25 protein-coding genes and 2 tRNA genes are annotated in these 26052 nt (G+C 49.9%); 25 read left to right on the top strand and 2 right to left on the bottom strand.

The window, feature by feature from the left end; genetic code table 11:
- Positions 1 to 214: 214 nt before the first annotated feature.
- From DWX91_RS09290 to DWX91_RS18085, 3 genes are all read left to right on the top strand, one after another.
- On the top strand, positions 215 to 505 hold the full coding sequence (locus DWX91_RS09290; RefSeq protein ID WP_022359091.1) for a phage holin family protein: 291 nt from the start codon (positions 215 to 217) through the stop codon (positions 503 to 505).
- A gap of 269 nt (positions 506 to 774) precedes the next feature.
- Positions 775 to 1104: a M15 family metallopeptidase gene (locus tag DWX91_RS17410; RefSeq protein WP_412693869.1), complete on the top strand. Its 330-nt coding sequence runs from the start codon at positions 775 to 777 to the stop codon at positions 1102 to 1104.
- On the top strand, positions 1011 to 1643 hold the full coding sequence (locus DWX91_RS18085; protein WP_412693871.1) for a M15 family metallopeptidase: 633 nt from the start codon (positions 1011 to 1013) through the stop codon (positions 1641 to 1643). The genes DWX91_RS17410 and DWX91_RS18085 overlap by 94 nt, the downstream gene beginning before the upstream one ends.
- Before the next feature lie 215 nt (positions 1644 to 1858).
- Here the strand turns inward: DWX91_RS18085 and DWX91_RS09280 are convergent.
- Positions 1859 to 1929: transfer RNA gene (locus tag DWX91_RS09280), tRNA-Gly, on the bottom strand.
- 318 nt (positions 1930 to 2247) lie between these two features.
- Between DWX91_RS09280 and trkA the strand changes: the two genes are divergently transcribed.
- From trkA to DWX91_RS09260, 4 genes are all read left to right on the top strand, one after another.
- The gene (trkA, locus tag DWX91_RS09275; protein ID WP_118472912.1) at positions 2248 to 3606 is read left to right on the top strand and encodes a Trk system potassium transporter TrkA; all 1359 of its coding nucleotides are present in this window, start codon (positions 2248 to 2250) and stop codon (positions 3604 to 3606) included.
- Between the two features lie 9 nt (positions 3607 to 3615).
- Positions 3616 to 5055, top strand: coding sequence for a TrkH family potassium uptake protein (locus DWX91_RS09270; protein ID WP_117795212.1), 1440 nt, complete (start codon positions 3616 to 3618; stop codon positions 5053 to 5055).
- 140 nt (positions 5056 to 5195) lie between these two features.
- On the top strand, positions 5196 to 5360 hold the full coding sequence (locus tag DWX91_RS17405; protein WP_243015170.1) for a hypothetical protein: 165 nt from the start codon (positions 5196 to 5198) through the stop codon (positions 5358 to 5360).
- 194 nt (positions 5361 to 5554) lie between these two features.
- The gene (locus DWX91_RS09260; RefSeq protein WP_106999714.1) at positions 5555 to 5779 is read left to right on the top strand and encodes a hypothetical protein; all 225 of its coding nucleotides are present in this window, start codon (positions 5555 to 5557) and stop codon (positions 5777 to 5779) included.
- A gap of 113 nt (positions 5780 to 5892) precedes the next feature.
- Here DWX91_RS09260 and DWX91_RS09255 read toward each other — a convergent pair.
- Positions 5893 to 5966 (bottom strand) — tRNA-Pro (locus DWX91_RS09255).
- Positions 5967 to 6508: 542 nt separating this feature from the next.
- Here DWX91_RS09255 and DWX91_RS09250 point away from each other — a divergent pair.
- The 18 genes from DWX91_RS09250 (at position 6509) to DWX91_RS09170 (ending at position 26010) form a co-directional block, all read left to right on the top strand.
- Positions 6509 to 7285 (top strand): HAD family hydrolase, encoded by a 777-nt coding sequence (locus DWX91_RS09250; RefSeq protein ID WP_118293745.1) that lies wholly within the window; start codon positions 6509 to 6511, stop codon positions 7283 to 7285.
- Positions 7286 to 7526: 241 nt separating this feature from the next.
- Positions 7527 to 8537: an aspartate--ammonia ligase gene (asnA, locus tag DWX91_RS09245; protein ID WP_022360200.1), complete on the top strand. Its 1011-nt coding sequence runs from the start codon at positions 7527 to 7529 to the stop codon at positions 8535 to 8537.
- 151 nt (positions 8538 to 8688) lie between these two features.
- Entirely contained in the window at positions 8689 to 9834 is a 1146-nt protein-coding gene (locus DWX91_RS09240) for a dihydrolipoyl dehydrogenase family protein (protein WP_243099011.1), read from the top strand.
- Positions 9735 to 10109 carry a hypothetical protein gene (locus tag DWX91_RS17400; RefSeq protein WP_243099012.1) on the top strand — a complete coding sequence of 125 codons (375 nt, stop codon included), beginning with the start codon at positions 9735 to 9737 and terminating at the stop codon, positions 10107 to 10109. The genes DWX91_RS09240 and DWX91_RS17400 overlap by 100 nt, the downstream gene beginning before the upstream one ends.
- 25 nt (positions 10110 to 10134) lie before the next feature.
- Positions 10135 to 11217, top strand: coding sequence for an aminopeptidase P family N-terminal domain-containing protein (locus DWX91_RS18080; RefSeq protein ID WP_412693868.1), 1083 nt, complete (start codon positions 10135 to 10137; stop codon positions 11215 to 11217).
- Entirely contained in the window at positions 11190 to 11930 is a 741-nt protein-coding gene (locus DWX91_RS18075) for a M24 family metallopeptidase (RefSeq protein WP_412693867.1), read from the top strand. The genes DWX91_RS18080 and DWX91_RS18075 overlap by 28 nt, the downstream gene beginning before the upstream one ends.
- Before the next feature lie 121 nt (positions 11931 to 12051).
- On the top strand, positions 12052 to 13329 hold the full coding sequence (locus tag DWX91_RS09230) for a peptidoglycan-binding protein (RefSeq protein ID WP_118472911.1): 1278 nt from the start codon (positions 12052 to 12054) through the stop codon (positions 13327 to 13329).
- A gap of 123 nt (positions 13330 to 13452) precedes the next feature.
- A complete protein-coding gene (locus tag DWX91_RS09225) occupies positions 13453 to 14883 on the top strand; it encodes an MATE family efflux transporter (protein ID WP_106999719.1) in 1431 nt (476 codons plus the stop codon).
- A gap of 199 nt (positions 14884 to 15082) precedes the next feature.
- Entirely contained in the window at positions 15083 to 15793 is a 711-nt protein-coding gene (locus tag DWX91_RS09220) for a Bax inhibitor-1/YccA family protein (protein WP_107000382.1), read from the top strand.
- A gap of 416 nt (positions 15794 to 16209) precedes the next feature.
- Positions 16210 to 17808 carry a GH25 family lysozyme gene (locus DWX91_RS09215; protein ID WP_243017841.1) on the top strand — a complete coding sequence of 533 codons (1599 nt, stop codon included), beginning with the start codon at positions 16210 to 16212 and terminating at the stop codon, positions 17806 to 17808.
- Positions 17809 to 18771: 963 nt separating this feature from the next.
- Positions 18772 to 19572 (top strand): OadG family transporter subunit, encoded by an 801-nt coding sequence (locus tag DWX91_RS09205; protein ID WP_118472910.1) that lies wholly within the window; start codon positions 18772 to 18774, stop codon positions 19570 to 19572.
- Positions 19573 to 19600: 28 nt separating this feature from the next.
- Complete coding sequence (locus tag DWX91_RS09200) at positions 19601 to 19957, top strand: biotin/lipoyl-containing protein (protein WP_106999722.1); 357 nt, start codon at positions 19601 to 19603, stop codon at positions 19955 to 19957.
- Between the two features lie 63 nt (positions 19958 to 20020).
- The gene (locus tag DWX91_RS09195; RefSeq protein ID WP_022360208.1) at positions 20021 to 21172 is read left to right on the top strand and encodes a sodium ion-translocating decarboxylase subunit beta; all 1152 of its coding nucleotides are present in this window, start codon (positions 20021 to 20023) and stop codon (positions 21170 to 21172) included.
- Positions 21173 to 21514: 342 nt separating this feature from the next.
- Complete coding sequence (locus DWX91_RS09190; RefSeq protein ID WP_106999723.1) at positions 21515 to 21700, top strand: aspartyl-phosphate phosphatase Spo0E family protein; 186 nt, start codon at positions 21515 to 21517, stop codon at positions 21698 to 21700.
- Positions 21701 to 21929: 229 nt separating this feature from the next.
- Complete coding sequence (gene mraZ / locus DWX91_RS09185) at positions 21930 to 22355, top strand: division/cell wall cluster transcriptional repressor MraZ (protein WP_022360210.1); 426 nt, start codon at positions 21930 to 21932, stop codon at positions 22353 to 22355.
- Positions 22352 to 23290 carry a 16S rRNA (cytosine(1402)-N(4))-methyltransferase RsmH gene (gene rsmH / locus DWX91_RS09180; protein WP_022360211.1) on the top strand — a complete coding sequence of 313 codons (939 nt, stop codon included), beginning with the start codon at positions 22352 to 22354 and terminating at the stop codon, positions 23288 to 23290. The genes mraZ and rsmH overlap by 4 nt, the downstream gene beginning before the upstream one ends.
- 91 nt (positions 23291 to 23381) lie before the next feature.
- Entirely contained in the window at positions 23382 to 23861 is a 480-nt protein-coding gene (locus DWX91_RS09175; protein ID WP_022360212.1) for a hypothetical protein, read from the top strand.
- Complete coding sequence (locus tag DWX91_RS09170; protein WP_243017839.1) at positions 23839 to 26010, top strand: peptidoglycan D,D-transpeptidase FtsI family protein; 2172 nt, start codon at positions 23839 to 23841, stop codon at positions 26008 to 26010. The genes DWX91_RS09175 and DWX91_RS09170 overlap by 23 nt, the downstream gene beginning before the upstream one ends.
- Positions 26011 to 26052: the final 42 nt, after the last annotated feature.

The following is a 26052-nucleotide window of genomic DNA, read 5'->3' as shown; positions in this document are numbered from 1 at the left end:
ACTTTTTCAAAAGAGGCAGATCGGTGCTTTCTTTCTTCTGCAACTCCATCAGCGTATCAATCAGTCGTTCCATGACTTTATCATTCATAATTGCTTTCATACAGTAATTGAGCGTACATATAAATTAGAGGAGACCGAGGCAGTGATGCAGAAACAGATCCGGGTGGCAAACCATCGGATCGCAGATTTGGAAAAGCAGATGGAGGGATAAGGTATGCAGATTAAAGATTATGTAAAGCCGGAATTACTTGTGGTAGCAGTAGTGCTGTACTTTATTGGGATGTGGCTGAAGCAGAGTGAGACAGTGAAAGACAAATACATCCCACTCATTAATGGGCTGATTGGCGTTGCGATTTGTGCCATCTATGTGTTCGCCACCTGTGCCTGCGGCAGTGGTCAGGATATCGCGCTGGCAGTTTTCACGGCACTTACACAGGGCGTCCTTGTGGCGGGATTGTCTACGTATGTAAACCAGATTTTTAAGCAGTCAGGAAAAGAAGAGTAGAAGGAGGCGATCCGACTATCTCCCGCGGCAGTTCGGGGCGTGGCTGCCGTTGCGACATCGCAACAATAGGGGAAAATCGACGAAAGCCGATAGTAGGAATAAAAACCCCCAAGGAGTCGCGATCCTTGGGGGTTTTGTCGTTGCCTGTGATGGACAACTACTATCTCTTAGCCTATCGGCATTATAGCATATGCGAAAATTCTTTGCAAGATACCCCGGAAAACAAAATTTCATATTTTTTCATATCATAAAGAAAAGAGGACAAATCTATGAGAGATATCACATTATGCCATCCGCGTCTCCAGCGCATTGCGTCCGCCTGGATCAAAGCCTGTGCGACCGAGGGTATCACAGTAGCCATCGGAGAGACACTGCGGACGGTGGCGGAGCAGGACGCTCTGTACGCGCAAGGACGTACCAAGCCTGGCAACATTGTAACCAATGCCAAAGGCAGTAGCTATAGCAGTCAGCATCAGTGGGGGTTGCTTTTGATTTTTATCTTAAGATGGATGTGGACGGCGATGGCAGCGTGTCAGACGATGCCTACAATGACAGCACAGGTATGTTTAAAAAGGCCGCAGAGCTGGCAAAAGCTTTAGGACTTGCCTGGGGCGGAGACTGGCGTAGCATCGTAGACAAGCCACATCTTTATCTGCCGGACTGGGGCAGCGGCACCAATATTCTTAAACAGCGTTACGGCACCTTTGAGGCGTTTAAAAAGACCTGGCCTAAAATGGATGTAGCGACAGTCAAAGCCGACAGCGATGCCGGAGCGGCGGATCTCAAGGACATCAAGAGCGGCGCACACGGCTTGAGCATCACTGCGTCCTCACTCATCATCCGGACAGCTCCGGCAGGTGCTGACTCTGGCAAGCGATACAGTAAGGATCAGCAGGTGCAGCCGATCCGGAAGTGTTTTGTCAGCGGAGCACCGTGGATCCAGACTGCGGACGGCTGGGTGTCTGGCAAGTATCTTACTGGCTGGGTGTGCCAGGACGGGCGCTGGTGGTATCTGCTGAGTGGGTACACCTACCGGCACGATGCAGTCTGCCAGATTGACGGGCAGGCGTATGCGTTTGATTCGGATGGCTGGATGATTACCGCAGATCGGATAGCAGAGGACGGACATATACGATAAAATATGATGAAAAACACAATATAAGCGCATAATAAGGGGCTGTCATTCCTTGAAAATAAAGGAAAAACAGCCCTTTTTCGTGTGATATTTCCCCAGAAAAAGGGGTTCTTTATACTGAAATATGCTTTCGTGGTAGATGCTCCAAAAACACCGGAAACCCTTGTAAATAAAGGAAAAATCCAGCATTTACAAGGGTTTCCGCATCCGTCAAAAAAAGCAGATAACGGGAATCGAACCCGCCTTTCCAGCTTGGGAAGCTAGCGTTCTACCGATGAACCATATCTGCAAATATATATTAAGTATACTGTTTTTTCTGAAAAAGTCAAGAAATTTATCTTGCCAAAAAGGGAGGAAAGTTACTGTACACGGGTAGGCACTTTTGGGACCGAAAGAGACAAATATATTCAAAACGCCCACAAAATCCCCTCTTAACACAATTTATATTTCAAAAACTCGCAGAAGGTGTTATAATAATTCCGTATGGATTAGGGCGCGGTTTTCAGGCACCCTTTTTCCGTCATAGGAAAGTGTTAAGGCACATTTTTTATTTTGTATATAAATCTGTATCGGTATGGCGGATAAACAGAAAATAACGGAGGAAACTATGGATATAATCATTATCGGATGCGGCAAGGTTGGTACGACGCTGGCGGAGCAGCTTGTCCGGGAAGATCACAATGTGGTGATGATCGATACGTCTGCGGAGCGGATGCAGCGGGTGTCAGATGATATCGATGCGATCAAGCTGGTGGGAAATGGTGCCAGCATTTCCATGCAGATCGAGGCAGGTGTGCAGACGGCGGACATGCTGATTGCCGTGACAGGGTCGGATGAGATGAACCTTCTCTGCTGCCTGATTGCGAGAAAAGTGGGGCATTGCCACACGATTGCGCGTGTGCGGAATCCGATTTACAGCAACGAGCTTACCTTTATCAAGCAGCAGCTGGGAATTTCCATGATTATTAACCCGGAATATGCGGCGGCGACGGAGATTTCGAGAATTCTGCGCTTCCCGTCAGCGATCAAGATCGATCCATTTGCCAAGGGAAAGGTAGAGCTTCTGAAATTTAAGGTAAAACCGGAGTTTAAGCTGGACGGGCTTTCGGTCATGGATATTGACAGCCAATTCCGCTGCGATGTCCTGATCGGCGGTGTTGAGCGCGGCGATGAGGTGGCGATCCCGGATGGTAAATTTGTGATCAAAAACGGGGATATGGTGTCGATTATCGCCTCCCCGGCAAATTCGGCAGAATTTTTCCGCAAGATCGGCATTCAGACAAACCAGGTCAGAAATACGTTGATTGTCGGAGGCGGTACGATTGCTTATTATCTGGCAAAACTTTTGGCGGCGATGAAGATCCGGGTTAAAATTGTGGAGAAGGATAAAGCGCGCTGCGAGGTTCTGACAGAACTTCTGGACGATGCGTTGATCCTCAACGGCGACGGAACGGACCGGCAGCTTCTTCTGGAAGAGGGGCTGATGACGGCGGAGGCATTTGTCACTCTGACGAATATGGATGAGGAAAATGTATTCCTTGCGCTGTATGCGAAGGAAAATTCCAGCGCGAAGCTGGTGACGAAGGTTAACCGGATCGCCTTTGACGAGCTGATCAGCAAGCTGGATCTGGGAAGTCTGATTTATCCGAAATACATTACGGCGGACTACATTTTACAGTATGTGCGCGCGATGCAGAATACCATCGGTAGCAATGTGGAGACGTTGTACCATATTCTCGACAGCCGGGCGGAAGCGCTGGAGTTTGTGATCCGCGAGGAGTCGGAAGTGACGGGCATTCCGCTGATGAATCTGAATCTCAAGAACAACCTGCTGATCGGATGCATCAACCGCGGCGGTAATATCAAGATCGCGCGTGGACAGGACTGCATCCAGCAGGGCGATACAGTGATCGTCCTGACGAGTCAGAAAGGTCTGCGGGATATCCGCGACATCCTGAGAAAGTAGGCGGCATAGATGAATTATTCGATTGTATTTTATATCATAGGCTGGATCCTGAATTTTGAGGCGGCTTTTATGGTGCTTCCGACGGTAGTGGCACTGATTTACCGTGAGTCAGAGGTATGGTGTTTTCTGGCAACGATGGCAGTATGCCTGATGGTTGGTATGCTTCTGGTACGCCGGAAACCGAAAAATCAGATCTTTTATGTGGCGGAGAGCTTTGTGGCGGTTTCTCTAAGCTGGGTTTTACTCAGTGTGATGGGAGCAGTGCCGTTTGTATTAAGCGGCTATATTCCAAATCCGATCGATGCCTTGTTTGAGACGGTATCGGGCTTTACGACGACCGGTGCAAGTATTCTGAGCAATGTGGAGCAGCTGCCGAAATGCTTATTATTCTGGCGAAGTTTTACGCACTGGATCGGCGGTATGGGCGTTCTGGTATTTCTTCTGAGTGTCCTGCCGATGGTGGGCGGTTCCCATATGAATTTGATGAAAGCGGAGAGCCCAGGACCCATCGTGAGTCGTCTCGTTCCGAAGGTTCAGATGACGGCGAAGCTGTTATACCAGATTTATCTGGGAATGACGATTCTTGAGGCTGTGATTCTGATTCTTGGGAAAATGCCGATTTTCGACGCGATCACGATCACGGTCGGAACAGCAGGTACGGGTGGTTTTGCAATCCGGAATGATAGTCTGGCGAGCTACACGGCATTTCAGAAAAATGTCGTGACGGTGTTTATGATTCTGTTCGGAGTGAACTTTAACTTTTACTTCTTTCTGCTGATGCGGAAGATGGGACAGGCCTTTAAAATGCAGGAGGTCCGGGCATATTTTCTAATCATTGCATCGGCGATTGGCATCATTACAGTCAATACGGTAGCACTCTGCGGCAATGCACTGCAGGCATTCCAGGATGCGGCATTCCAGGTCGGTTCGATTATCACGACGACCGGTTATGCCACGGTGGATTTTGATAAATGGCCGCAGCTTTCAAGAACGATTATGGTACTTTTGATGTTTATCGGCGCCTGCGCGGGCAGTACCGGAGGCGGTATCAAGGTGTCGCGTGTTTTGATTCTGCTTAAATCGGTAAAAAAGGAGCTGAAACAGTACCTGCACCCGAGTGCAGTGGAGAAGATCAAAATGGATGGAAAGATCGTGGAGCATGAGGTTGTGCGCTCGACGAATGTGTTTATGGTTGCGTATGTGCTCATTTTTACGGTATCTGTTCTGCTGATTTCTCTGGATGAATACGATCTGGTGACGAATTTTACGGCGGTTACGGCTACGTTTAATAATATCGGACCGGGTCTGGCGCTGGTCGGACCGACCGGAAACTTTGGATTTTTCAGTAATTTCTCAAAAGTGGTTCTGATTTTTGATATGCTGGCAGGACGTCTGGAGATTTTCCCGGTACTTCTGCTGTTTTCAAGGGAAACCTGGAAGCGGTTCTAGGGAAGGAGAATGCGGATGGATATACTGTTCTTTTTAACGGGGTGTCTGGGACTGGCAGAGACAATTGATTTGTTCTGCGGCAAAGATTTCCTGATTTTTATATCGGATTCGATCGATCCGAAGAAATATACCTGAAAAAGGTGTATGCGGTTGAAAAATGGCTGTTTGCGATTGATACGCTGTCGCTGTTTGGCATGGCGTTTCATCTGGGCGGCGGTACGGGCGATCTGGTGCTGGCGGCAGTTGTGCTGGTGACACTGTTCGCACATGTGTATGTGTTTAAGAGCCGGAACTTCCGGGTGTAAGTAGATAAAAGTGGGCGTGATGTGTCTGGCATGCGCCCATTTTTGCTGCCATGATGCAGAGAAAATGGCTGGTGGCTTGTTTTGGGACAGATGCTTGAAACGGCTGACAGTGTGGCTTCCGGGGAAGTGGGACACACTTTGCGTTGACAGGCATATGATATAGTATCAATGAAAAATGAAAAGGAGATTATCATATGTGTTGGTCTTGGGGTAATGGTTGTGGACACTGCGGAGGATGCGGCGGCTGTGGAAATAATGGATGGGGCTGGAATAGCTGTGGAAATAACGGAAGAAATTCCTATCGGAGAGGTTTCAACGATGGTTATGCAATCGGCTATCGGGATGGCTATGATGCCGGAAGAGACAGCCAGTCTGGCTGCGGCTGCGGCAATAATGGCGGCTGTGGCTGCGGAAACTAGAGAGGGCGATTCAATTTGCACGAGGTGTGAACTGAGGGAAAGAAAGCCGGGCGGTGAGAGCTGCCCGGCTTTCTTCCCTTCAGTTATTAAGAACTCTAAGAATACGCTAAAAATCGGGGCAACAGGATTTGAACCTGCGACCTCTCGGCCCCCAGCCGAGCGCGCTACCAAGCTACGCCATACCCCGAAAATAAATCATAGCTGCACTTTGCCAAATGTTCAGCTGACATATACCGCCATTTGTTGAAATATTATATGCATGATACCAGGGTCAAAAGGTCAGAAGTTCGACGCAAGCTTGCTTGCAGGAGAATTTTTGACCTTGGGACCCGCCAAAAACATGAGTAAGTAGCCATTTTTCAAAGAAAAATGAGCGAATTGCGAATGTTTTTGAGAATTGCGGGAGCACGCAGTGCAGAGCAATTCGGTATCAGAGGGGTCAAAAGCTTTTGCCCCCAACATCATATGCATATCATTATATCAAAATTACATCAAAAATCAACTATGACTTCTAAATTTTCGCTGCCGGATGTTTGTTTTTTGATGTAATTTTGATGGTTGAGTGGAATTTTATGAATCAATGGAATGGATCAATAGAATGAATATTTTCCAAATATTGACTCCAAATTTGAAAAATGGTATGATGAAAACGTGGATAATTAAAAGAAAAGGTCATAGCAGAGTCTTCGGCTGTGACCTTTTGTAGTAACCAACCCCAAGGAGAACATCATGATAAGTTTTGACCTTGACATGACCCTCTTAGACCACCGGACGGATCAGATCACACCGAGTGCGCTGGAGGCGATTGAAAAGCTACGCCCGAAGTACAAGATTGTGCTGGCAACGGGGCGCGATATGGATAATTATTACAGTACATCGTACCGGGACATCGTCCGTCCGGATGCGATTGTACATATGAACGGGACGAAGATCACAGTGGGAGATAAGCTGCTGTTTGAGCACATCTTTGATCCGGAACTCCTGCGCCGGGTGCTGAGTTTCTGCGATGAAAAGGGATTCGGAATCGGCATGACGGTGGGGGATGAAGATTACTATATCCATCCGGAGATCATTGCGGCTAATGATATCCGCTTCTGGGGAAGCTGCGGGCGGCAGTTCCAGAATCCGTGGAAGATGCTCACGATGCCGGTCCGGACACTGGCGTTTGTCGGCAGCCGTGAACAGGTGAAGGAGATGGAACGGGAATTTCCGACCCTGAAATTGCCGATGTTTGCGAGCGGACATGGCGCGGATGTGGTCGAGAAAGGCAATTCCAAGGCGGACGGACTCCGCAGGCTGGCGGTGTATTTTGGAGAAAAAGAAGATCTCTCCGATACAGTGGCATTTGGCGACAGCATGAATGATATTGAGGTTGTGCAGGAAGCCGGCATCGGCGTGGCGATGGGAAATGCAGTGGATGCGCTTAAAAAAGTAGCCGATTACGTGACGGCACCGATCGGGGAAGATGGAATTTATAAAGCGTGCGAACACCTTCATTTATTTTAAAGAAGTTATTTTCCTATTTTACCTGTTCCCATTTTCCTATATAAATGATATAATAGCTACCAAACGGTTATTGTCCACAGGTGAGTTTCTTTGAGTAGAAATTCCATGCAGTACAATAACAAGAAATGACTTAAAAGGCGCGTGCCTGCAAGCTTTGACTAAAAGGATGAACTGCGGCTGCAGAAATCGGCAGTGCGGCAGGGAACCGGACACGCACCGGGAAAAAGAGAGGATGTAACAGATGGAACATTTAATTACTCCGGCTGGTTATAAACCGGTATTGGATTTGAGAGAAACACAGGTTGCTATCAAGGAAATCAAGGACTTTTTTCAGAGAGAACTGGCAAAACAGCTCAATCTGACCCGTGTGTCCGCACCGCTTTTTGTACTGCCGGAATCTGGTCTGAACGATAACTTAAACGGCGTAGAGCGCCCGGTATCCTTTGGGATTCTGGAGCAGAAAGATCGGAAGGCTGAGATTGTACATTCTCTCGCCAAATGGAAACGTCAGGCATTAAAAGAGTACGGATTTCAGGAAGGTGAAGGCCTTTACACCGACATGAGCGCGATTCGTCGTGATGAGGATACAGACAACATCCATTCCATTTATGTGGATCAGTGGGACTGGGAGAAGATCATCAGTAAAAAAGATCGTACCCGTGAGACACTGGAATCCATTGTCCGTTCGGTTTACAAGGCACTGAAAGTGACCGAGGACTATATGGCATATGAATATGAGTACATTGGACGTTATCTTCCGGAAAATATCACATTTGTGACGACCCAGGAACTGGAAGATATGTATCCGGATTGCACACCGAAGGAGCGCGAGTATAAGATTGCGAAGCTGCATGGTGCGGTATTTATTGAGCAGATTGGTGACAAGATGAAATCCGGTGAGAAGCACGATGGTCGTGCTCCGGACTATGATGACTGGAAATTAAACGGCGATATTCTGGTATATTATCCAGTTCTGGATATCGGACTGGAGCTTTCTTCCATGGGTATCCGTGTTGATGAGGATTCCCTGAAAGAGCAGCTGGTAAAGGCGGGATGTGAGGAACGCGCGGAGCTGCCATTCCAGAAAGCAGTTCTGGAGGGAGAGCTTCCGTATACAGTCGGCGGCGGTATCGGTCAGTCCCGTATCTGTATGTTCTTTCTGCGGAAAGCACATATCGGAGAGGTGCAGGCGTCGATCTGGCCGGACGGTGTGCGCGCAGAGGCAGAGGCTCACAACATTCATCTGCTGTAAAAATAAAATTGATGAAAAGCTGCCCGGGAAAGTGATTTTCTGCGGCAGTTTTTTGTGTAATAAGAAATTCATTAGAATTCCCTATTACACAAAAAGGCACATTCTTTTTATGTAATGGGAAGCCCATAGAATGAGAGGATAGGATATTTATATGGCGGATCATATCTATGATTTAATTATTATCGGTGCGGGACCGGCGGGATATACGGCAGCGCTGCGTGCGGCAGCGATGGGGATGGATGCAGTCCTGATCGAGAAAAAAGCGCTGGGCGGCTCATGCGTCAATACCGGCTGTATTCCTGCCAAGGCGCTTCTGCAGGCGACGGCAGTCTACCGGGATATGCTGAAAGCATTCCGGTTTGGCATCGTGGCGGAGAAGGTCAGCTTTGACTGGCGGCAGATGCAGATTTATAAAAATGAGTCCGTGGAATCATTCCGCTCAATGATTCAGGGAATGTTAGAAAAAGCGGAGGTGGAGATGATTCACGGCGATGCGCGCCTGCATGCGGATAATGTGGTGCGTGTGACGACCTCCAAAGGCGCATTGACGCTGAAAGGAAAAAATGTGATTCTGGCAACCGGTTCCAGCCCTGTGATTCCGGATATCCCGGGAATTGATCTGCCGCAGGTTATGACAAGCCGTGATATTCTGCGGATGGATGACTGGAATTTTGACTGTCTGACGGTCATCGGCGGCGGTGTCATCGGTGTGGAGATCGCGACGATCTTCGCGGCGCTCGGTTCCCGCGTGACGCTTTTGGAGCAGGCAAATCGTCTGCTGGAGTCGATGGATCCGATGATTTCCGAGCAGATGGAAGCAAATCTGCGTTCTAAGGGTATTGAAGTCCACTGCAATGTACAGGTCATGGAGATCAAGGATCGCGGCAATGACACGGTGTCGGTCAATTACCGTTGTGAGCGCGGCTGGAAGGAAAGCCCGGCGGACCGCGTGCTGGTGGCAGTCGGCAGACGCCCGAATATGTCGAGGTTCTGGCGGACGATTGTCAGGTACAGCTGGAAAATGGGCGTCCGCTCATCAAGGGAACCTACCGCACGACGCAGGAAAATGTCTATGCGATCGGCGATACCGTGGCGCGGAAACGTCTTGCCCATGTGGCAGCGTCCCATGCGGCTTATCTGGTCGAAAACCTGGCGGGACGCGGACACCGGATGCAGCTTTCGGTCGTGCCGAACGGTATGTATGTCGTGCTTCCGGTTGTGCCGACCTGTATTTATACGGAGCCGGAGATTGCGGCGGTTGGATTTACGGAAAATGATGCCCGCCTTTATAATATGAAGATCAAGTGCGGTGTGGCATATATGACGGAAAATGGAAAAGCGCTTCTGGCGAGAAACAGCCGCGGTTTTGTGCGCCTGATTTTTGAGGCGTATACCAACACGCTGATCGGGGCGCAGATCATGTGTGCGCGTGCGACGGACATGATTGGAGAGATGGCAACGGCGATCGCCAACGGTCTTACGGCATATCAGCTCTCGACGGCGATGCGCGCGCATCCGACGTACAGTGAGGCGATCACGGAGGCGATCGAAGATGCGTTGAAAAATGGATAATAGAGAAACAATAGGAGGCAGAAAAATGGGACGTGAGGTTCGGGAGAGAATTGAACAGCTTCGCGAGAAGATGGCGGAGCGTGGAATGGACGCATATCTGATTCCGACATCGGATTTCCATGGCTCGGAATATGTGAGCGAGTATTTCAAATGCCGGAAATATATGACAGGCTTTACCGGCTCGGCGGGAACAGCGATCATCACGATGGAGGACGCAGGGCTCTGGACGGATGGCAGATATTTTGTGCAGGCGGCAGCAGAGCTTTCCGGCAGCGGGGTGAAACTTTATCGCTCCGGTCAGGAGGGCGTGCCGACAACGCTGGAATTTTTGAAAAAACATATGCCGGAACAGGGTGTTCTGGGCTTTGACGGCAGAGTGGTCGATACGGCAGAGGGCGAGCACATCGCGAAAGCACTGTCTGGGAAAAAGGTACGCATTTCGGAGGGAGAGGATCTGATTGGGAGTATCTGGGATGACCGCCCGGCGCTTCCGATGAACCCGGTCTGGATTCTGGAAGAGAAGTATGCGGGAAAACCGGCGGCGGAGAAGATTGCAGATCTGCGCGGGGAGATGAAAAAGTGTCAGGCGACGGTGCATCTGCTGACGAGTCTTGATGATATTGCGTGGCTTTTAAATATCCGGGGCGATGACATTGTACATACGCCGGTTGTATTGTCCTACTTGATTGTGACAAAACAGGAATTATTCTTCTTTATTCATGAGAAGACGCTGAACGAGGAAGTACGTGCCTATCTGCATGGACTGGGCGTTCGGATCATGCCATATGAGGCGGTATACCAGATTGCATCCGCATTCCGCTATGAGCGTGTATTATTGGAAAAGTCGAAGATCAATTACCGTCTGTTCCGGTGCCTGGATGCGAGTGTGAAAGTGATCGAGGCGATGAACCCGACGGCAGCGGCAAAAGCAGTCAAAAATCCAGTGGAACAGGAAAATATGCGCCGCGTGCATGTGCAGGATGGTCTGGTATTGACCCGTTTCCTGCGCTGGATGAAGGAACATGCAGGTGAAAAAGGACTGGATGAGTGGACCGCCGGGGAATATCTGGATAGCTGCGCTTGGAACAAAAAAACTGCCTGGATATGAGCTTTACGACGATCTCTGCGTGGGGACCGAACGCGGCGATGTGCCACTATACGGCGTCTGAGACAGAGAAGAGCAGTGTGCCGAATAAGGGGCTGTATCTGGTCGATTCCGGCGGACAGTATTATGAGGGAACGACGGATGTGACGCGTACCATCGCGGTCGGACCGATCACGCAGGAAGAAAAACGCTGCTGTACGCTGGTGGCGTGCTCGATGCTGCGTCTGCTGGATGCGAAGTTTATGTATGGCTGCCGCGGTATCAACCTGGACTATATTGCGCGCGAACTCCTGTGGAGAAACGGCCTGGATTTCAACCATGGAACAGGGCATGGTGTCGGCTATCTGGGCTGTGTGCATGAGCGCCCGAATTCCATCCGATGGAGGCTGCTCACATCGCCCGCTGAAAATGCGGTTCTGGAGGAAGGCATGGTTACCTCTGATGAGCCGGGTCTTTATCTGGAAGGAAAATTTGGCATCCGGACGGAGAATCTGATGCTCTGTGTGAAAGATGTGAAGAATGAATTTGGTCAGTTCATGAAATTTGAAAATCTGACCTGGGTTCCGATTGATCTGGACACGATCGATGTATCGCTGATGGAAGGGCGTGACCGCGAGCTTTTGAACGCGTACCACAAGGGCGTGTTTAAGAAGCTGTCTCCGTATATGACGGAGGAAGAGAAAGCATGGCTGACAGAGGCGACGCGAGCGATTTAGAGGAGGAGAACAAGGAAGATACGGCAGTAAAACATTAAAAAGCGGTTAAAAACCGGCATAGATAAAAGATGCCGGATATAAACTGTAAATGACCATGTAAAATAAATGCGAGGCTGCGTGTATGCGCTATCATTTGTTCGACCGTGTTCGAATCTGTGAGACAACTGGAATGCAGGACGGCTATCTGAGGATCGATGTGGTAAACCGTGAAAACAATTTCCCGATTGAGGGAGCAGAGGTTTCGGTCAGCTATGGCAATTCAGGACAGACGCAGGAAGTGCTTAGAACCAATTTATCCGGGCAGACGGAGGAGATTGCGGTAGCGGCGCCTCCTGCGTTGCTTTCACTGGAAGAACAGAACCGGGAAAAGCCGTATGCGAATTATACGGTGGAAGTGCGGGCAGCGGGCTATGAGCCGGTAAGGGTAAAGGGAACAGAGGTGCTGGCGGGCGTGCTGGCAGTCCAGCCGATCCGGATGATTCCGCTTCCGGCTCAGACCGGAGCGGAGGAGAATATCCAGATTCCGGACCATACCTTATATGGTTCCTATCCGCCCAAGATTGCCGAAGATGAGGTAAAACCGGTGCAGGAGAGCGGCGAGATCGTGCTGAGCCGCGTGGTGGTACCGCAGACGATCGTCGTGCATGACGGCGTACCGACCAATGCCTCCGCAAAAGATTACTATGTGTCATACCGGGATTATATCAAAAACGTGGCGTCGAGCGAGATCTACGCGACCTGGCCGCGCAGCACGATCGTCGCCAATGTGCTTGCGATCATGTCATTTACACTGAACCGGGTGTATACGGAGTGGTATCGGAACCAGGGCTACGATTTTACAATCACTTCCTCGACGGCATTCGATCACAAGTGGATTTACGGGCGTGATATTTTCGAGCCGATCTCAGAGGTGGTGGACGACATTTTTGACAACTATCTGTCCCGCCCCGGTGTGCGGCAGCCGATTCTGACACAGTACTGCGACGGGCGGCGGGTGTCCTGCCCGGGCTGGATGACCCAGTGGGGATCCTGCAGTCTGGGAGAACAGGGATACAGCGCGATCGAGATATTGCGGCGCTTCTATGGAAATAGTATTTACATCAACACTGCGGAACAGATATCAGGAATCCCGATCTCCTATCCGGGGGAACCGCTTAAGGTGGGGTCCAGCGGCGATAAGGTGCGGCAGCTGCAGCAGCAGCTTGACGCGGTGGCGACTGTGTATACAGCGATCCCGCGGGTTACGCCGGACGGGATCTACGGATCCGGAACGGAGGCGTCCGTACGGGCGTTCCAGTCGGTGTTTGGACTTCCGCAGACGGGCGTGGTCGATTTTGCTACCTGGTACAAGATTTCTCATATCTATGTGGGGATCTCGCGGATTGCGGAGCTGAATTGAGTTGGAAATGGGATTTGCGGGAGAAGAATAACGAAAAGACATATGAATTCATATAGGTGAAATATCTGTGAGCAGGATGCATACAGGAAACAGAGACAAAGAACATAAGAGGGGGTGGATTGGATGAAAGATACCAGACGGGAAGAGGGAGTCAGACAAACCGGGGGGACTGGCCGGGCAAATGCGATCACAGAGGGAGTGATCTGGAAACAGCTTCTGCTATTTTTCTTCCCGATTTTATTTGGAACTTTTTTTCAGCAGCTCTATAATACGGCAGATGCGGTGGTAGTAGGCCGTTTTGTCGGAAAGGAAGCGCTGGCGGCGGTCGGCGGAAGCACATCGATGCTTACGAACCTGCTGGTTGGCTTTTTTGTGGGACTTTCTTCGGGTGCGACAGTTATCATCGCCCAGTTTTACGGGGCGGGACGCGGTCAGCGGGTCAGCGAGGCAGTCCACACGGCGATTGCCTTTTCGCTGCTGTGCGGTATCCTCATGACGGTTGGCGGACTCCTTTTTTCTGACACGGCGCTTCGCCTGATGGGGACGCCGGAGGATATCATGGACAATGCAAGCGGGTATCTGCACATTTATTTTGTCGGAATCACGGCGAACCTCTTATATAATATGGGTGCCGGAATCCTGCGGGCGATCGGTGATTCCAAAAGACCGTTCTATTTCCTTGTGATCAGCTGTTTTACAAACATTGCGCTCGATCTGTTGTTTGTAGTAGGACTTCGGATGGGCGTGCGTGGTGCGGCGGTGGCGACGATCCTTTCCCAGGTGGTCAGCGCGTGTCTGGTATTGGGAACGCTGATGCGTGCGGATGGCTCGTACCGGTTTGAGATCCGGAAAACGCGGATCACACCGGTGATTCTGGTGCGGATCATCCGGATTGGGTTTCCGGCTGGACTCCAGTCGGTTATGTATTCCTTTTCCAACCTCGTGATCCAGAGCAGCGTCAATGCACTGGGAACAGACACGGTGGCGGCGTGGGCTGCATATGGAAAGATCGACAGCACTTACTGGATGATCATTAATGCGCTGGGGATCTCCATCACGACCTTTGTCGGACAAAATTACGGCGCGGGGCGGCTGGACCGTGTGAAACGCAGCGTGTACGTCTGCCTGGGAATTTCCTGTATTATCACGGTGGGGCTGAGCACGATCCTGTATCTGACGGGCGGCTATATTTATCTGTTGTTCACAACGGATGCGGCGGTAATTGCGATCGGCATGAAGATTCTTCACTTCCTGGTGCCGGCATTTGTGACATACCTCTGTATTGAGATTTATTCCGGCGCACTGCGCGGTGTGGGAGACTGCTGGATTCCGATGATTATGACGGCGCTGGGCGTGTGCGTCCTGCGGGTTGTCTGGATCCTGATCGCTGTTCCGATCCGCCCGGATATCCTGACAGTGGTATTCAGCTATCCGCTGACCTGGACGATCACAACGGTTCTCTTTAATATTTATTATTATTTTTTCAGTGCGCTGAAAAAATGGAATGTGCCGCTTCCGTGGAAGAAAAAGAGGCGGGAGCTTCATAACCTGTAAATAGTTATGCATGGTTTCGAAAATGATTGACAAAACGGGGTGGTACTGGATTTTTTTCAGAAAGTGTGATATTCTTATGTTACAAAAGATAGGTGACAGTGTTTCTTCCTGGATGGATGCCGCGCAAGCGGCAGATAAAACGGAGATTCGAAACAGAGGGCAGAGGCACTTGCCGCTGGTCAGAAAGAGAGGCAGAATTATGGGCTATGAACCAATGAATGAGTCCTGGCAGATGGCGGGGGAACGCCATGAGACACTGGGACAGTATGTGGCGAAGACATATTTATGGATGTTTGCAGGGCTTCTTGTGACATTTGGCATCGCATTAGCCGGATACGTGACGGGAGCGATTTTGTATGTATTTCAGGTTCCGTATGCGACCCTCGCATTGACGGGACTGGAGCTTTTGACGGTGATCTGGCTGAGTGCCCGGATTCACAAGTTATCGGTGGGAGCGGCGAGAGGGCTGTTTCTATTCTATGCAGCTTTAAACGGCGTTGTTTTCTCGATGTATTTCCTGATCTTCGGTGTTGTGGAGATGGTGTTTGTATTTGCGGCGACCGCGCTGTTCTTCGGAATGATGGCGGGCGTCAGCCTGATCTTCAAGCTGGACTTGAGCGGAATCCGTCCACTGCTCGTTGGCGGATTGCTGTTTCTGATTCTCTTTGGTCTGCTTTCAATGTTTTTAAATCTAGGCAGCTTTGAGACAGTGCTCTGCTATGCCGGTATCGTGGTATTCTTAGGCTTTACCGCTTATGATACAACCAAGATCCGGGATAATTACCAGATTTTCTCTGCGGATCCGGAGCTGCTTCAGAAAGCATCGGTATTCTCGGCGTTGCAGCTGTATCTCGATTTTATCAACCTGTTTCTGTACATTATCCGCCTGATGAACCGGAATCGGAAATAGGAAAAAATCTTTCAGGAGAACGAAAGTTCCTTTGCAGGAATAAAGAAAAGTGGAATTTTGCGGAAAACTGAATATGCAAAAATGAAATGCCGGAACGGGGGAAAGCTTTGTTCCGGCATTATTGTGTTTTTCTGCTTGAAAATCCTGTTTTTGGCATGGACGGCTTCATTCTTTTAGCAGAAAGGGAAGCATTCTGTAATAAATTTGACAGATTTTATTTAAAGTTTCTCTATTGAAGTGGATGGGGAGTATCTGTTAAACTAGATTATAATAGGGAAAGTCCTGCTGTTGGTTACACAGTGTGTGGATGAACCATATCTGTTTCGCATATGCCCCCGCCGGATCAGGCGGGGAAATGTATATAAAATGGTGAACAGACAACAGGAATAAAAGGATAATCAAGGAGGTTTTTTGGCATGAATCGGAATAGAGTGAACAAAAAAAGGATGGGGGGCGCGCGTGTGCTTTCACGGGCAGCGGCTGGCATGCTGGCAGCAGCGCTGTGTTTTCAGCCGATGACAGCGCTGGCAGGACCGGCGGGAGATTCTTCTCTTACATCGTCATCCTCGAATGCGGGGCCGGGCGGCGGTTCGGGCAGCTCCAATTCGGGAAGTACAGGCAGCTCTGGCGGTTCGACTTCTGTTTCCAATGGGGGTGTGAGCGCGGTCACATCGGGGCTTGGCGTGTACCGGGTGACGGAGAATGAGGGGATCGGTGCGATTGCGCGCGGCGTGGATGTGTCTTACTGGCAGCAGAATGTAAATTGGAGCCAGGTGGCATCGGATAATGTACAGTTTGCGATGCTGGCAACCCGGTTCCGCGGTAATGTGGATCCGTTTTTCGCTATGAACGCGGCAAATGCGAGCCAGGCAGGGCTGCGGCTGGGCGCGTACATTTATTCGTATGCGACTTCGGTCGAAATGGCGCAGCAGGAGGCGGATTTTGTCCTGAATCTTATCAAGGATTATCCTATCTCCTTCCCGGTTGTCTTTGATGCCGAGGATGCTAATACGCTGGGAACTCTGACGCAGTCTCAGGTCAGCGATGTGATCAACGCGTTCTGTAAGCGGATTCAGGATGCAGGATATTATCCGATGGTCTATGCAAATGAATACTGGATTGCCAATAAGATTGATATGTCGAAGATTTCGTATGATATATGGGTGGCAAAATACCAGCAGAAGTATACATATTCAAAGACCTCGATGTGGCAGGCGTCCAACACCGGTTCGGTCAAGGGCGTGAACGGCAATGTGGATATTGATTATCTGTATAAAGATTATATGCAGATCATTCCGGGCAATACCTGGCGGACGATCGCGGGGAACCGTTACTATTATCAGAACCATGTGATGCAGAAATCGGCGTGGATTAACGATGGTCAGAATTGGTACTATATGAATGCGGCGGGCAATCCGTCTACAGGATGGCTGGAGCTTTCAGGCAAAAAGTATTATCTGGAGGCGGATGGTCATATGATTACCGGCTGGAAGACACTGGATGGCGGCTGGCGTTATTTTGATGCATCGGGCGAGCAGGCGACGGGCTGGCGTGCGGTTGATGGGAGCTGGTATTTCATGGCGGACAATGGTCTGATGCAGACCGGCTGGCTGGAGACGGGCGGCAAGAAATATTATCTGAACGCATCCGGCGCGATGCAGGCGGGCTGGCAGAACCTGGGCGGAAGCTGGTATTACTTTGACGGCTCCGGCGCCATGACGACGGGCTGGCAGGCAGTCGGCGGAAAGTGGTATTACATGAACGAGTCCGGCGTGATGCAGACCGGCTGGCTGGATCTTGGCGGTAAGAAATATTACCTGGATGCCAGCGGCGCGATGTACGCAGGTATTACGTTCGAGATGGATGGAAATACCTGGCAGGCAGCGGCAGACGGAAGCTGCACGGTAGTTCTGCCGGAGGAGAATGCGGCGGGAAATGGCGGTTCGACGGATGGACAGACTCCGATAACCGGAAGCCAGTCACCGGTGCAGCCGTCCGGTCCGGCAGGGGTATAATATAAATATGATTTGAACCAGTACCCAGATATTGGAGCTGATTCAGTTAAAAAAATGAAAAAGTAAACAAATTCGAACGGAAATAACTTGCTTTTTTGCCGACCTCATTATACAATGTTAAACAGGCAAAAAAATGGACTTGCTTATGGGATGGAGGAAACCAGCATAAGTAATCTGGCATAACATGACGTTTCAAACTGCTATATCAACTGTATGTGCAAGATAAGCTGCGGCTGTTCCGGTGCGGATTTGACGAAAGATGCGAGGCTCTTCTGGCTGCAAATTAGGAAGAGCCTCGGTATGCGTTATATCGGCAAAAGCGCAGAATCGGGATGGCGGGCACAGAAGTAGTGCGAAAGCGGGGGCGTTTGTCAGCAGGAAACTGTGAAAGCAGTGGTTCGCAGGCAGGTAGCTGCGCTAAGACGCAGGCAGGGAAAGGTCGGAGAATGCAGATTCCGGATTTAGTACTGCATGGAAGCAGCGTGTTTTTACATATTGTATAATGATTATATAATCAGAACCGTCGGCGGAGTTGTAGTGCTAAAAAAGGGATGTCAGTGCGGCTGGCTGCCGGAATCATTTCCGGAAACAGGGATGAGGGCAGTGTTTGTCATCAGTCAGGCACCGGACAGCGCTTATGTGAGAATCGAATAACAAGTCAGTGGTACAGATGTTTATGTATGCATGGCCATTAAAGTCGGATTCGCATAGACGGAAGTGCATGCCATTTATGTATGCAGAGGAGAGTGTACAATCCTCTGCTGCCGCAGCGTGTCAGATGGAGAATTCCCGGAGTGATGACAAGCTCTGGAAATTTTGCAAAAACACCTGCAAACACAGATAGGTGGGAAGTATCACGGATGGCGCCATGAAAGAAACATGGATGCTGTCAGGATATGATTCACGAAGAAAGAGGGACGTCCGTCAAAGCATGGAACGATCTAATTACGAGGTGACACATTTATGAAACAGAATATGAAAAGAATGCTGCTTGTACTTTGCATGGCAGTCTGCTTTTTCGCTCTGTCCGCCTGTGGTAGCGCTTCTGAAGAAGCGGTAGAGCCGATTTCTCCGGAGATCGAGCAGACCATGAGCGATGGCGCTAAGAGCTATCTGGAGCAGTTCGCCAGCTACAGTGACGAAGATCTGGCAGCACAGCTGAAACAGGCTGAGAAGCAGAAAAACACAGTCATTGAGTCTGCAATTTCTTCCTGGACTAGTTCTAAGGACGATTTAGGCAAGATGGGTGAGGTTCAGAGCGTGACCGTAGAGCGCGCCGATGATGACAGCTACACAGCAGTTGTTCAGGCTTCCTTTGAGAAGAGAGACTTGACTTTCTCCCTGACCGCTGAGGAGAGCGTAAGCAGCTACGGCGGTACTTCTCTGGTACCGACCGAGTTATCCTTTGTTGTAAACTACAGCTTCGGTGAGAAGATGGAGAAGGCAGCATTAAATACCCTGATGGGTATGGGTACCGTATTCCTGGTACTGATTTTCATCAGCTTAATTATCAGCAGCTTCAAGAAGGTTAACGAGATTGAGGCAAATGTAAAGGCTAAAAAAGCAGGAGCAGAGGCACCGGCAGCAGCACCGGCACCTGTACAGACTGCAGCACCGGCAGCAGCGCCGGCACGTACCGCAGCACCAGCAGCAGGCAATGCGGCAAACGATGGAGAACTGGTAGCAGTTATCACTGCAGCGATCGCAGCAGCAACCGGCGTACCGGCAGACAGCGTAAATATCCGCTCCATTACACGTAAATAATCATCGATAAAATCTGGAGGAATTTAAAATGAAGAATTATACTATCACCGTAAATGGTACAGCATATCAGGTAACCGTAGAAGAGGGATTTGCAGGCGCAGCAGCACCGGCTCCAGCAGCAGCTCCAGCACCGGCAGCAGCACCGGCTCCAGCAGCAGCACCGGCAGCAGGCGGCGTAACCATCACATCCCCGATGCCAGGTAAGATCCTTGGTATTAAGGCAGCAGCTGGCACAGCTGTAAAACGTGGTCAGGTTATCCTGCTTCTGGAAGCTATGAAGATGGAGAACGAGATCGTAGCTCCTCAGGACGGTACCGTTGCCAGTGTTAATGTTGCAGTAGGCGATATGGTAGAACCGGGCGCAGTTCTTGCTACATTAAACTAATCTAATTTTTATAAAACTGGCTGAAAAAATACGGGATATGTTATTCCGTTTGGAGGAATTAATATGGAATATATAACAACTACATTGTCCAATCTTCTTCAGCAGACAGCATTCTTAAACCTGACATTTGGAAACATCGTTATGATTTTCGTAGCGCTGATTTTCCTGTATCTGGCAATCGGAAAAGGATTCGAGCCGTTACTGCTTCTTCCGATTTCCTTTGGTATGCTGCTTGTAAATATCTATCCGGATATTATGAGATCGATTGAAGACTCATCGAACGGAGTTGGTGGACTTTTACATTACTTTTATTTACTGGATGAGTGGAGTATCTTACCATCCCTCATCTTCATGGGTGTCGGTGCGATGACAGACTTCGGTCCGCTGATCGCTAACCCGAAGAGCTTCCTGCTCGGTGCAGCTGCTCAGTTCGGTATCTACGGCGCTTACTTCATGGCTATCTTCATGGGATTCAACGATAAGGCTGCGGCTGCTATCTCCATCATCGGTGGTGCAGACGGCCCGACCTCTATCTTCCTGGCTGGTAAACTTGGTCAGACAGGTCTGATGGGACCGATTGCCGTAGCAGCTTACTCCTACATGGCTCTGGTTCCGATTATCCAGCCGCCGATCATGAAACTCCTTACCACCAAAGAGGAGAGAGAGATCCGTATGGAGCAGCTTCGTCCGGTATCCAAACTGGAGAAGATTCTGTTCCCGGTTGTTGTTACAATTGTTGTCTGCATGATTCTGCCGACAACTGCTCCGCTGGTTGGTATGCTTATGCTTGGTAACCTGTTCCGTGAGTCTGGTGTTGTTAAGCAGCTGACAGAGACTGCTTCCAACGCCCTGATGTACATCGTCGTTATCTTCCTGGGTACTTCCGTAGGTGCTACTACCAGTGCAGAGGCTTTCTTAAACCTGGATACCATCAAGATCGTAGTTCTGGGTCTGATTGCATTCGCTCTGGGTACTGCAGCAGGTGTTATCTTCGGTAAGATTATGTGCAAGGTAACTCATGGTAAGGTAAACCCGCTGATCGGTTCCGCAGGTGTATCTGCAGTTCCGATGGCAGCACGTGTATCCCAGAAGGTTGGTTCTGAGGCAGATCCGAGCAACTTCCTTCTGATGCACGCAATGGGACCGAACGTAGCTGGTGTTATCGGTACTGCCGTAGCAGCAGGTACATTCATGGCTATCTTTGGCGTGAAATAGGATAGAGCAGATTTATTCTGAATAATGTATTTATATAGTAGGGTGGGATTCTTCGGGATTCTGCCCTATTGTTATATGCAAACGCCGGTTGCTGTTCACAGGTAGGATTTTTCTGAACTGAAAATTCCGTACGATACAGTTCCGGCAGCAGATTTTGCCGATTTGGAATGCGTAGCATCGGCAAAATCCCGTTGCTGGGCACACGTGTGTGAACAGTAACAAACGTCGTTTTTTGTCGAATTTAATCGGTCGAAATAGTTTGCTTTTTGCTGGTGGAAGACGTAAAATGACAGTGAAGTAAGGAGGAATGGCACTAGAGAATAGAAAAGGAGAATGCATAGGATGGCGGATATGAGAGAAGAATTAGTTCAAAAGATTGAACGGGCAAGACAGCAGCTGAATCAAAATATTGACACAAAGGCAGCATATGACACAATTTATCACTACAGTGTGGAGCTTGACAAACTCTTAAATCAGTATATCGGGCTGGAGACGGAAACTGAAAGAGGGCTGGAGACGGCGCTATAAAATAAGAGTGGAAATAGAAACAAATATAGATAAGTACAGAAAACTCAGGTACGTGTGTTCGGAAAAAGAACCGGTGCCTGAGTTTTCTGATTTTTTTCGATTTAGACCTTGCCATTTTGATGGGCATGTACTAAAATAAACATAACAAGTGGTAGAAAGTGGTGAAAAGTGGAACGAAATGGATTTTCGGGACACAAAAGTGGTACACATCGGATGACGGGTGATTGATATGTTCATGGGAGAATACAATCATACAATCGATGCGAAGGGACGTTTGATCGTCCCGTCGAAGTTCAGGGAACAGCTTGGAGACGAATTTGTGGTGACAAAGGGGTTGGATGGCTGTCTTTTTGTGTACGATAACACCGAGTGGAAAAAGTTCGAAGAGAAGTTACAGGCACTCCCACTTACCAATCAGAATGCCAGAAAATTCTCCCGTTTCTTTCTGGCAGGTGCCTCGGCGTGTGAGGTGGATCGTCAGGGACGAATCCTGCTTCCTTCAGTTCTGCGGGATTTTGCAGGACTCGAGAAGGAGGTTGTCCTGGTCGGCGTCGGAAGCCGGATCGAGATCTGGAACAAGGCGACCTGGGCGGAGAAGAATGTCTATGATGACATGGAAGAGATTGCAGAAAATATGGAAGGCCTTGGCATATGATATTTAATCACAAATCAGTATTATTAAATGAGACGGTTGACAGTCTCTGTGTAAAGCCCCAGGGTATCTATGTGGATGGGACACTGGGAGGCGGCGGTCACGCGAGCGAGGTAGCGGCACGGCTGGGAGACGGCGGACGCCTGATCGGGATTGATCAGGATGCGGACGCGATTGCGGCTGCGTCAGAACGTCTGGCTCCCTTTGGAGATAAGATAACCGTTGTGCGGAGCAATTATGAGCGGATTGCACAGGTGTTAGATGAGCTGGAGATTCCGCAGGTGGATGGAATTTATCTGGATCTGGGTGTTTCTTCTTTCCAGCTTGACACAGCGGAACGGGGATTTACCTATCGCGAGGACGATGCGCCGCTGGATATGCGGATGGATCAGAGAAATGAGCAGACCGCGAAGGACATCGTCAATACCTACAGTGAGATGGAACTGTACCGGATCATCCGGGACTACGGTGAGGATCGGTTTGCGAAGAATATTGCAAAACACATCGTACAGGCACGACAGAAAAAAGAGATTGAGACGACAGGCGAGCTGACGGAGATCATCCGGGCATCGATTCCGGCAAAGGTCCGGGCGACCGGCGGTCATCCGGCAAAGCGTACGTTTCAGGCGATCCGGATCGAGTTAAACCGGGAACTGGATGTGCTGGAAGATTCGATCGATACGATGATTGAGCGCCTGGCACCGGGCGGACGGCTTTCGATCATTACGTTCCATTCCCTGGAAGATAGAATCGTAAAGAACCGTTTCCGGACGAATGAAAATCCATGCATCTGCCCGCCGGATTTTCCGGTCTGTGTCTGTGGACGCAAAAGCCGCGGCCGGGTGATTACAAGAAAACCGATTCTTCCGACCGATCAGGAGATGGAAGAAAACCCGCGTTCCAAGAGCGCAAAGCTCCGGGTATTTGAAAAATCATAAACAAAAGCATAACTGCACCGCAGAACAGAGATCGTTTCAGGTGCGGGGGAGATAAAAGAGAGAAAAAGCGAAAGAGCAGGGAGGGAACGTTATGTCTGTCAGAAGGAGACAACATGTATCGGCCTCCACGTATGTGGACGGTAATACCGTGCGAAAAGTTCAGAGAACCGTGGAGATAAGACCAGAAAGAGATGAGAGAGAGGAGTACCGGCATAAACACGCCGTGCGCCGCAACCAGGAAAAGGCGCTTTACATGAACGGACCGTATGTGCTGGCGCTGACCATCGCTGCGCTGATCACGCTGGTTTTATGTATGAATTATCTGCATAAGCAGGCGTCGATCACGACCCGTATCAACCACATTGAGGATCTGGAGCTGAAACTGGAGAACCTGAAGTCCGAGAATGATGCACTTCAGACCCGGATTGACACGTATGTGGATCTGGATCATGTATATAAAGTGGCGACCGAAGAGCTCGGCATGGTATATGCAAATAAGGATCAGATTCTTTTATATGACAAGACGGAAAGCGAGTATGTAAGACAGTATGAGGACATCCCAAAACACTAACGGCAGACAGACCTTTCGGAAATATATGCAGGAAAAGCTGGCAATTACCGTCCTGGTAATTATGCTGGCTTTGTTTGCATTGGTGCTGGTGCTTTATAATCTGGTAAAAAGTAAGGGCGAGTCGTACAATCAGATAGTCCTGAGCCATCAGGACTATGAGAGCCGCACGATTCCCTACAAGCGCGGCAATATTATCGACCGGAACGGGACGTATCTGGCGATTAGCGAGAAAGTTTACAATCTGGTCATCGATCCGAAGCAGATTCTGGATACGGAGGAAAACTACCAGTATCTCGATGCCACGCTGGACGCGCTGGTGGAGTGCTTCGGTTACAAGCGGGACGAGCTGCAGGCGATGATCGAGGAGAAAAAAGACAGCCAGTATGTGATCTATGCGAAACAGCTTCCAGCGGAAGACAAAGAGAAGTTTGAGACTTATGAGAAGGACAAGAACAAGGAATACCGGGCGCTGCCGACGGAGGAAGGCGGCAACCAGCGTATCACGGGCGTATGGTTCGAGGAAGAATATAAGAGAACGTATCCGTACAATGAGCTGGCATGCAATGTGGTTGGTTTTGCCCTCAAGGATGGCAATGCATCCGGCGGTGTTGAACAGTATTATAATGATATCCTGAACGGTGTGAGCGGTCGTGAGTATGGTTATTTAAACGGCGATTCGAACGTCGAGCGAACGGTAAAACCGGCGCAGAACGGAAAGACGCTGGAGTTGACGATCGACGTCAACATCCAGAAGATTGTCCAGAAATATCTGGATGAGTGGCAGGCGGGCATTGGAAGTAATCTGGCGGCGGCGATCGTCATGGATCCGAACAGCGGTGAGATCCTGGCGATGGATACGACGACCCGTTACAATCTGAATGATCCGTACAATTTAAGCACCTACTATACGGATGAGGAAATCCAGGCGATGGATGAAAAGACGAAGTCCGAGGCGTGGTATAAAATGTGGAGAAACTTCTGCGTGAGCGACTCTTATGAGCCGGGTTCTCCACAGAAAGCATTTACGGTAGCCGGGGCGATCGAGGAAGGCGCGATTTCCGGAAACGAGGTCTTTGAGTGCGGCGGAAAACTGCATTTCGGAGACTGGGATATCCGGTGTGTTGCCCGAGCCGGCCACGGACCGCTGACGATCACACAGGGATTGATGAAATCCTGCAACGTCGTTATGATGCGTATTGTATCACTGGAAGGAAAAGAGAAGTTTGTCCAGTATCAGAAGATTTTCGGATTTGGCGGGAAAACGGGCATCGACCTTCCGGGCGAGGCGTCAGGTCTGATTTATCAGGCATCCAATATGGATCCGGCTTCTCTGGCGACCAACGCATTTGGACAGAACTATAACTGTACGATGGTGCAGATGGCAGCCGGATATGCGTCCTTAATCAACGGCGGTTCCTATTATGAGCCGCATGTGGTAAAAGAAATTCTGAACGACGAAGGATCCGTTGTCAAATCCGTTTCCCCAAATCTGGTGCGAGAGACGGTTTCGGAATCGACCTCGAACTTCATTAACAATGCGCTTTACCAGACAGTATCAGGTGACGGCGGTACCGCGGGCGCGGCGGCAGTTGCCGGTTACGAAGTGGCTGGTAAGACAGGTACGGCGCAGAAGCAGCCGCGTGCGGAGAAGAATTATCTGGTTTCCTTTATCGGATATGCACCGGCATACAATCCGCAGGTACTCTGCTATGTGGTAGTAGATACCCCGCATCTGCCGGGCGAGCAGCAGGCACATTCGACTTTTGCCAGCGAGATTTTCAGCAAGATCATGGCGGAAGTCCTTCCATATAAGAATGTATTCCCGGCAGGAGACGCGGCACAGGATCTCGAGACCAATCTTTCCAGCCAGGAAGAAGGCATTATAAGCGGCACAGCAACCGAGGATCCGAATGCAGCTGAAACACCGGCAGAGACGACTCCGGCTCCGGAGGGCGGCTGGGCGAACTACGATGAGGAATTTATCGATTCCGGAGACGAGTACAGCTATCCGGATACGATGGGAAATGTGCAGGATGAATCGGCGGCGGTTGGAAACGGTGAAACGGCTGGAACGGGCAGAGACACCGGAACAGCGGATAATGCCGGAGAAACGGCAGCTTCCCAGGAAGCGCAGGCAGCGGGAGATTAAGAATTGTGCCTGTCGGCAAGAGCTATCTATCTTGTGTGGAAA

Origin of the sequence: Clostridium sp. AF22-10, assembly GCF_003478725.1 — a bacterium.
Classification (GTDB): domain Bacteria; phylum Bacillota; class Clostridia; order Lachnospirales; family Lachnospiraceae; genus Otoolea; species Otoolea fessa.
This window is presented reverse-complemented; position numbering and strand designations above follow the sequence as displayed.